Annotated in this window: 9 protein-coding genes; 1 reads left to right on the top strand and 8 read right to left on the bottom strand. The window is 72.6% G+C overall.

Translation table 11 applies throughout. The features are described 5' to 3' along the window. The first annotated feature begins 268 nt into the window (after window positions 1-268). On the top strand, window positions 269-1,306 hold the full coding sequence (locus GGD88_RS17965; RefSeq protein ID WP_246423861.1) for a TAXI family TRAP transporter solute-binding subunit: 1,038 nt from the start codon (window positions 269-271) through the stop codon (window positions 1,304-1,306). Between the two features lie 56 nt (window positions 1,307-1,362). Here GGD88_RS17965 and GGD88_RS17960 read toward each other — a convergent pair whose 3' ends face one another. The 8 genes from GGD88_RS17960 to GGD88_RS17925 all read right to left on the bottom strand — a co-directional run bounded on the left by GGD88_RS17960 (window position 1,363) and on the right by GGD88_RS17925 (window position 8,025). Beyond that, window positions 1,363-1,758, bottom strand: a complete 396-nt coding sequence (locus GGD88_RS17960; protein WP_184438066.1) for a hypothetical protein — start codon at window positions 1,756-1,758, stop codon at window positions 1,363-1,365. Between the two features lie 184 nt (window positions 1,759-1,942). Further along, on the bottom strand, window positions 1,943-2,647 hold the full coding sequence (locus tag GGD88_RS17955) for an EF-hand domain-containing protein (RefSeq protein WP_184438072.1): 705 nt from the start codon (window positions 2,645-2,647) through the stop codon (window positions 1,943-1,945). Between the two features lie 505 nt (window positions 2,648-3,152). Continuing rightward, window positions 3,153-4,793, bottom strand: coding sequence for an ATP-binding protein (locus GGD88_RS19230; RefSeq protein ID WP_184438064.1), 1,641 nt, complete (start codon window positions 4,791-4,793; stop codon window positions 3,153-3,155). Window position 4,794: 1 nt separating this feature from the next. After that, window positions 4,795-5,598: a response regulator gene (locus GGD88_RS17945; protein ID WP_184438062.1), complete on the bottom strand. Its 804-nt coding sequence runs from the start codon at window positions 5,596-5,598 to the stop codon at window positions 4,795-4,797. After that, the gene (locus GGD88_RS17940) at window positions 5,582-6,487 is read right to left on the bottom strand and encodes a bifunctional 5,10-methylenetetrahydrofolate dehydrogenase/5,10-methenyltetrahydrofolate cyclohydrolase (protein ID WP_184438060.1); all 906 of its coding nucleotides are present in this window, start codon (window positions 6,485-6,487) and stop codon (window positions 5,582-5,584) included. The genes GGD88_RS17945 and GGD88_RS17940 overlap by 17 nt, the downstream gene beginning before the upstream one ends. A 105-nt stretch (window positions 6,488-6,592) precedes the next feature. Further along, window positions 6,593-6,946, bottom strand: a complete 354-nt coding sequence (locus GGD88_RS17935; RefSeq protein ID WP_343056420.1) for a DUF167 family protein — start codon at window positions 6,944-6,946, stop codon at window positions 6,593-6,595. Continuing rightward, on the bottom strand, window positions 6,943-7,242 hold the full coding sequence (locus GGD88_RS17930; protein ID WP_184438058.1) for a YggT family protein: 300 nt from the start codon (window positions 7,240-7,242) through the stop codon (window positions 6,943-6,945). Before GGD88_RS17930 ends, GGD88_RS17935 begins: the two co-directional genes overlap by 4 nt. A 156-nt stretch (window positions 7,243-7,398) precedes the next feature. Further along, complete coding sequence (locus GGD88_RS17925) at window positions 7,399-8,025, bottom strand: GNAT family N-acetyltransferase (RefSeq protein ID WP_246423860.1); 627 nt, start codon at window positions 8,023-8,025, stop codon at window positions 7,399-7,401. Window positions 8,026-8,465 lie beyond the last annotated feature (440 nt).

Below are 8,465 nucleotides of genomic sequence, written 5' to 3'. Positions count from 1 at the left end.
TCATCAAGCGGATGGCCTACGGCTTCCGCGATGACGCCTACTTCTTCCTCAAGATCCGCGCCGCCTTCCCCGGAATTCCGTGATGAACCTTTTTTCTCGTAATCCGCCCGCACGCGCCCATATGATCGGCCGGGATCGCGGCCCGAGACCCGCCGGTCGGCCGGGCGCGCCGCGGGCCATTCCGACCGGCCCGCCGGACGATCGCCGACGGCTGGCGCGACTCACCGTCGCCGCGCCCTCACAACCCATGCAAACGGGGAGAGACACCATGTCCACGATGCTCGCCAAGCGTCTCAGCACCCTGGGCGCCGCCGCCGCGCTGGCCGTCGGGCTCGGCGCCGCCGCCGTCGCGCCGGTGCAGGCGCAGGAGTCGAAGAGCTACACCCTGGCCACCGCCACCACCGGCGGCACCTACTACCCGGTCGGCGTCGCCCTGGCCACGCTCACCAAGGTGAAGCTGGAGCCCAAGACCGGCGTGTCCATGTCGGCCATCACCTCCGCCGGCTCGGGCGAGAACGTCAAGCTGCTGCGCGAAGACCAGGCGCAGTTCGCGATTCTCCAGGGCCTGTACGGCAAGTGGGCGGCCAACGGCACCGGGGCCGTCGAGTCCGAGGGGCCGCAGGCGTGGCTGCGTTCGGTCACCATGCTGTGGCAGAACGTCGAGCACTTCGGCATCCGCGCCGAGTACGCCGAGACCGGCACCATCGCCGACATGGCCAACCTGGAGGGCCGCGGCTTCTCCATCGGCAAGAAGAACTCCGGCACCGAGGGCTCGGGCCGCGAGATCCTGGGCAATCTGGGCTACGACGTCGACGGTCTGTTCGACGTCGCCTACCTGGGCTACGGCCCCAGCGCCGAGGCGTTCGTCAACGGCACCATCGACGGCTTCAACATCCCGGCCGGCCCGCCCGTGGGCGCCATCACCCAGGCCTTCGCCGGCGCCGGCGACGATCTGGTGATCCTGGACTTCACCGACGAGCAGATGGCCGAGGCCAACGGCGAAGGCGAGCTGTGGACCCGCTTCGTGATCCCGGCCGGCACCTACCCGGACCAGGCCAAGGACATCAACACCATCGCCCAGCCCAATATCCTGGCCGTGCATGAGGGTGTCGACGAGGAGTCCGTCTACCTCATCACCAAGACCATCTACGAGAATCTGCCGTTCCTGAACAACATCCACCCGGCCACCAAGGCCATGGCGCTGGAGAAGGCCATCGCCGGCCTGCCCGCGCCGGTGCACCCCGGCGCGGCCCGGTTCTACGAGGAACAGGGGATCGCGATCCCGGACCACCTGGTCGCCAACTGACGACGGTGGGCGTGCGGCTCTGCGCGGGCGCGCGGGGCCGCACAACTGCTGCGGGACTACTGCGGCGGGGCCGGATCGGGCGCGGTGTAGACGCGGCAATTCGAATAGCCGTCGTTGAAGAAGTGGTAGGTCACGCCCGCTTCGGCCTGTCCGGTCGGATCAATCAGGTTGTAGCCCTGCTTGGCGATGCCGGTGTAGCCGCGGCCCGGATTCTCGCCGCCGTAATAGCCGATGTAAAAGCCGTTATGGGCGCGCTGGTTGAAGCGGCCGCGACGGCACAACCGGCTCAGGTCCTGGTCCGGGGTGCCGACGCGCCAGAACGGGGCGGTGCTGTGGCCGTACTGGAGGGTGCGCCCGGCCTCGCGGGCGTCGGCCGGCGCGGCGACCGGACCGACGAGCAGACAAAGAACGGCGGCGCCGAGGACCGCGGAAGGGAGGAAAGGCCGGGTCATCGCCACCGCCGAGGAGGGATCAGGGAGGTGTCCTGGACAAGAGACTAGCCCGATCCTGTGACCATCCGGTTAACGCCTCCCGGCGCGTGACGGAGACCAAAGGACCGAGAACGGGCGGACGCCCCATTGTCGCCCGCCCGCTCGGGTACTCCGGCTCGGATGCTCCAGCTCGGATGGTCCGGGCCTACTGGGACTGCTGCCACATCGGCCCGCGCGGACCGAACATGCGCTTGGCCGCCATCTCCTCAGTCGTGACGGTGCCGTCGCGGTCCAGGTCCATCATGGCGAAATGCGACTCGGCGACCGACGTGAGCTCGGGCTTGGTGACCACGCCGTCACCGTCGCCGTCCCACATGTCGAAGCGCTGCCCCTGCATGGTGGCCTGACGCTGGGCGCGCCAGTCGGCGCGGCTCTGGGCCATGCCCGGGCCACCGAAGGCGGCCATCGGACGCTGGCGGGCGTCGATGAAGTCCTGACGGTTCACCTGACCGTCGCCGTCGGCATCCATGGCCGCGAAGCCGAGGTCATGGAAACGGTCGAACTCGGCCCGGGTGATGGTGCCGTCGGCGTCGGTGTCCATGGGCCCCAGGGCGCCGCCGGCCATGCCCATCATCATACCGGGACCACCCATCATGCCGGGGCCGCCCATCATGCCGGGGCCGCCCATCATGCCGGGGCCGCCCATCATGCCGGGGCCGCCGCGGCCGCCCATCATGCCCGGGCCACCGCCGGGGCAGCCCCCCATCATGCCGCCGTGGCGGCCGTAGCCGGGGCCGCCGCCCCAGCCCTGGGCCTGGGCGGTGGCGATGCCGGCGGCGCCGAGGCCGAGCACGGCGGCCACGGCACCGGCGGCGATCAGGGCGCGGGAGGTGCGAGTACGGGTTTTCATGGCGATCTCCTCTCGATTGTGAACCCCTCATCCCATAACGGCGGGGGTCGGCTCGGGGTTCCTGGCGGGGGGGAGGCCCTGCGGCCCTGTCCGCCCCGTCGATGGTTCCAGGAAACACCCGCGCCGTGACCGAGGTTTGACCGCGCCGGCCGGGTGCGGTGACAAAGTGTGACGGGCCGGGACGGTGCATCCCGTGCACATGAGCCGATCGTTCGAAATCGGAACCGCAGATGCGGTCCGATTTCGAACGATCGGCTCTACATTATTGATTTTACAGCCGATTATCGCGACAAACCGAAGTCGTGCCGCGATTCCGGTTTGTCGCAATCGGCTGATGGTCCCGCGTGGGTGCCCGCACGGCGCGCGGTCCCACGCGGGAGCGTGGGACCGAGAGAAGGAACCTTGCGCCTACGCTCCCGCGTGGGGGCCGGCCGGGAGCGTTGGACCGGGACAGGGAGTCTCGCGCCCACGCTCCTGCGTGGGCGCCCGCCCGGGCGCGGCGCCGTCAGGAGGCGGCCGCGCCGCGCGCCGGGCGCCCGGCCGGGACCTCCAGGCGCGCCTCCAGGCCGCCCTCCGGCCGGTTGCGCAGCACCAGCCGGCCGCCGTGGGCGTCGGCCACCGCCTGCACGATGGACAGCCCCAGGCCGATGCCACCGGTGCTGCGCGCCCGCGAGCCCTCCACGCGGTAGAACGGGTCGGTGACCCGGGCCAGGTGATCCTCCGGGATGCCGGCGCCGTCGTCGCGCACCACGACGGCCCAGCCGGGGCCGTCGTCCAGCACCATGGCCGGCTCCAGGCGGACCCGCGCGCCGCCGCCATGGGTGCAGGCGTTGATCACCAGGTTGGTGACCGCGCGGCGCAGCGCCGTCGGCCGCCCCCGGATCACCGCCGCCGGCGCCGGCGCCGACTCGGTGGTGTCCCCGGTCCCATCCGCCAGCGTCACCGGCCGGCCGGTCTCGGCCAGATCGTCGCACAGTGCCGCCACCAGGGCCGCCAGATCCACCGGCCGCGCCGGCTCGGCGGCCACGTCGTCGCGGGCGAAGTCCAGGGTGGCCCGGACCATGTGCTCCATCTCGTCCAGGGTCGCCAGCATGCGGGCGCGTTCCTCGGCGTCCTCGATGAACTCGGCGCGCAGCTTCAACGTGGTGATGGGCGTGCGCAGATCGTGAGAGATCGCCGCCAGCAGCCGGGTGCGGTTGTCGACGAGGCGGGACAGGCGCTCCTGCATGGTGTTGAAGGCGCGGGCCACCTCGCGCAGCTCGCGGCTGCCGGTCTCCGGCAGCGGGTCGCGGCGCGGGTCCACGCCCATGCGCCGGGCCGCCTCGGCCACCGCGCGCAGGGGCCGCGTCGTGCGCCGCACCGCCCACACCGACAGCGTCAGGATCACGGCGCTCATCAGGCCCATGGAGGCCAGCGCGCCCGGGGTCCAGAACCCCTGCGGCCGCGGCACCTGGGCCACCACGTTGAGCCAGCGGCCGTCCGCGAGCGCCACCGAGACCGCCAGCGCCTGCTCGTCCGGGTCGCCCATCATCAGGCGGTGCAGGCCCTCGCGGAACGAGGGATCGCCGGCCCGGCCCCAACGCGGCATCGGGTGCCCCATGCCGGGCATGCCCGACGCACCCGGCCCCGACGCGCCCGGCCCCGGCGCCCCCACCGACGGGTCGACAGCGTGCGGCATCATCCGTGCCGGCCGCCCCGGCGGCAGCAGCGCGCCGGCCGGCGCCGCGCCGACCCGCACGATGCGCGCGGGCTCGCCGGCGAACGCCATGGCCAGCGCCCGCTCCAGGAACCGGGTGCGCAGCCCCCCCAGGCCGCCGGGCGCGGCCTCGCTGGCGGCCACGATCGGCGTGTCGGCGATGCGGACCCACAGCCGCCCGCCACTGAGCGCGTGTTGCAGCCGGCGCTCGGCGCGCGGCGACTCGGCGGTCTCGACCAGTCGCACGGCCTCCGCCACGCGGCTGACCACGACGCGCCCGCCCAGCATCTCCAGCAGCCGCAGCCGGTCGAACGAATACAGGCCCAGGGCCAGCAGGTGTGACAGGGTGAGGCCGACCAACAGCACCAGGATGGTCTGGCCGGCCAGGCTGGAGGGCCAGGGGATGCGGCGCCGGCGGCGCGCCCGCCGAGTCGCGGCATCCTCGGTCATCTCAGACCCGCTCCACCGGCACGGCCAGCACGTAGCCGCCGCCCCACACCGTCTTGAGCAGGTACGGATCCTTCGGGTCGGCCTCGATCTTGCGCCGCAGCCGGCTGACCTGGGTGTCGATGCTGCGGTCGGTGAGCGCGGCATTGTGGCCGCGCGCCAGATCCAGGAGCTGCTCGCGGCTCAACACCCGCTGGGGATGCTCGACGAAGGCGCGCAGCATGGAGAACTCGCCGCTGGACAAGGCGACGCCGACCCCGTCCGGCCCCTCCAGCTCGCGCCGGCCCAGGTCCAGGATCCAGCGGTCGAAGCGGACCCGCCCGGCCTCGGGCAGGCGCGCGGACAGCGGGGGCGCGCCGGTCTCGGCCGCGCCCGCCCCCGCGCCGTCGCCGCCCGGGCGCGGTCCGGCCCGGCGCAGCACGGCGCGCACCCGCGCCAGCAGCTCGCGCGGGTTGAACGGCTTGGGGATGTAGTCGTCGGCGCCCAGTTCCAGGCCGACCACGCGGTCGGTCTCCTCGCCCATGGCGGTCAGCATGACGATGGGAAGGTCCGCCGTCTCCGGGTCGGCGCGTAGGGCCCGACACAGGGACAGACCGTCCTCGCCCGGCATCATCAGATCCAGGATCACCAGATCCGGACGCGCCGAGTCGGGGCCGGCGAGCGCGGCCCTTGCCGTCGCGGCGTCGGCGGCGGTGGACACCACCAGGCCGTGCTGGCCCAGATAGCGCGCCAGCAGCTCGCGGATGTCCGGGGTGTCGTCCACCACCAGGATGCGGGGGGCGACCGGGTCGTCAGGCGGCGCCGGCATGGCGGGCCTTCTCGTCCAGCCGGTTCTGGCGCCGGCAGGCGGTCACCACGTTGCGCATCAGCATGGCGATGGCCACCGGTCCGACGCCCCCCGGCACCGGGGTGACCCAGCCGGCGACCTCGCGCACCTCGTCGAAGCGGACGTCGCCGACGATGCGCAGTTCGTCGTTCACCGTGATGCGGCTGCGCCCCAGGTCGACGACCGCCGCCCCCGGCTTGACGTGGCGGGCGCGGATCATGCCGGCGCGGTTGGTCGCAGCCACCAGGATGTCGGCCTGACCGGAGATGTCGGCCAGGTCGCGGGTGTCCTCGTTGCAGACCGTCACGGTGCAGCGCTCGCTCAGCAGCAGCCGCGCCGCCGGCCGGCCGGTGCGGTGGGTGTCGCCGACCACCACGGCATGCCAGCCGACCGGGCGCGGCTCGACGAAGCGCTTGATCAGATGGATGCCGGCCAGTGCCTCGCAGGGCACGAAGGCCGGGACGTCGTTGGCCAGCAGGCCGGCGTTGCGGGTGTGGAAGCCGTCGACGTCCTTGGCGGGATCGACGGCCTCGATCAGGCGCCGGGCGTCGCGGTAGCGCGGCAGATAGTGCTGGACCAGGATGCCGTGCACCGAGCCGTCGTGGTTGAGGCCGTCGATGACGGTGATGATCTCCTCATCCGAGGTTTCCTGTGGCAGGGTGTGCAACTGGGTGCGCACCCCGGCCTCTTCGGCGCGCGCCTTCTTGTTCTCGATCAGGCGCAGGGTGGCGGCGTCCTGCCCCACCACCACGATGGCGAGGGTGACCGTCAGGCGGTGTTCCTCGCTCAGGTCGTGCACGGCTTGGTGCACCTCCCGCAGCATCTCGCGGGCGGTGGCGTGGCCCTCGATCACGCGGGCGCCGCTGGCCATGGGACGCCTCCCTCGGTGGCACGGGTGGGACGGGATGAGGACCTGAGGGTCGCCGGCGCGGCCCCGGCCCCGGTCTCGGCCCCGGTCTCAGCCCCGGTCTCGGCCTCAGCGCCGCGGCAGGCTGCGGAGGCGTCGCGTCAGGTCCTCGACTGTCGCCGCGTCGGCGGTGATGCGCAAGGTCTTGCGGCGGTCGGTGGCGCCGGCGACCACGGCGATGGCGCGCTTCGGCAGCTTCCAGCGCTTGGCCAGCAGCCCCACCAGGGCGGCGTTGGCCTTGCCGGCCTCCGGTACCGCGGTGACCGAGACGCGCAAGTGGGGCCGGCCGTCGGCATCCGCCGCCAGGCCTTCGATCCCGTCGCGCGCCGCCTTGGGCGTCAGCCGCACCACCAGGCGCGCGCCCTCCGGGTCGGGGGTCAGCGGCAGCGCCGCATCCGACTCCGGGTCCGCCCAGTCGGTCACAGAATCTTGAACATCAGTTGCTGGATCACGAGTTGCAGGAAGATCAGGCCCAGAATCAGCACCACCGGCGACAGGTCCACCCCGCCCATGGACGGCAGGCGGCGGCGGATCGGCGCCAGCACCGGCTCGGTCAGGCGGTACAGCACCTCGCCCACCGTGGCGACGAAGCGGTTGTAGCCGTTGATGACGTTGAAGGCCACCAGCCACGACAGGATGGCCTGGATGATGACCACCCAGATGTAGAGGTCGATGACGATCAGGATGATCTGGAACAGCGGGCCGAGGATAACGTCCATGGAGCGGGGGTCCCTGCGGATCGGATCTGGAAGTCTGGAAGACGGTGCGCGTGACGCCAGACATGAGACGTCAACATGGGGTCGGGTGGGACCGTAGTCCATTTCCACGATCAGGGGAATCGTGCCGTGGGACGGGCATCCCCTCCCCCGCGCCCCCTAGCCCGTATCGTGGCGCGTGGGCGCCACCGGCAGGGCGTGGGCGGCCATCAGCGCGCCGCCGCCGCGCCCGGCGCCGGCGGTCAGCTCCAGCGCCAGCACCCGGTGCGGGCGTTCGAACGGCATGACGATGCCGAGCCGGGCCGCCGGCTGGAACCCGAACAGGCTATAATACGGCAGATCCCCGACCAGCACGACCAGGCCGTGACCGTGCCGGCGAGCCTCGAACAGGCCCTTGCGCATCAGCGCCTTGCCGATGCCGCGCCCCTTTAGCCCGGGTTCCACGGCGATGGGGCCGAGCAGCAGCGCCGGATGGGCGGCATCGCCCACCAGCACCGGCCAGAACCGCAGCGTGCCCAGCAGGGTGCCGTCCGGGCGGTCGGCCACGAAGCCCAGGTCGGCGACCGGATCGACGCCGTGGCGGTATACATAGGACCGCTTGGCGTGCCGGTCGGGGCCGAAGGCGCGGTCCAGCAGGGCCTCGATGACCGGGCCGTCGGCGGGCGTCTCGGGCCGCAGGGCGTAGGGCACGGGGTGGGAGACGGCAGCAGGGGACTCGGGGGCACGAGACTCGGGGACAGGGGAGTCGGGGGCGGTCGGCGCAGGGCTCATCGGAACGGCGGTCATCGGGCGGCGATCCTCGGCACGGGAACGGGGCAGCGGGCGAAAGGGCCGCCGGCGCCGGCCGCCGTGTCGCCGTCAGGCCCCGCCGGGACGGATCCCGGGTTCGCGGCCGAGGGCGCCGGCGTCGCGGGCACGACGGCCCGGGCCGCGTCGTCGCGCGGCCGGCCGGGGTCGTCGTCGCTGCGCACGGCCCTGCGCACGGCCCCGCACACGGCCCAGGGGCCAGAGGATCGTCGCCATGTCCCGAGCCATGTCCCGAAAGGCTCCCTCGGATCGCGCCGGCGGGGGACCGCCGGCTCTTCCCGTGCTATAGCATCGCACCCGGCCGCAAGGCTCGCGCTTTTTTCGGGTTCATCACGGAATTCCGGGGAAGGCGGCGCGGATCTTGAGGAAGAAGTAGGCGTCATCGCGGAAGCCGTAGGCCATCCGCTTGATGACCTTGA

The sequence above is a fragment of the Roseospira goensis genome (genome assembly GCF_014197795.1).
Lineage (GTDB): Bacteria > Pseudomonadota > Alphaproteobacteria > Rhodospirillales > Rhodospirillaceae > Rhodospira > Rhodospira goensis.
The sequence above is the reverse complement of the archived record's forward strand: the minus strand, read 5'-3'. Positions and strand labels throughout refer to the sequence as shown.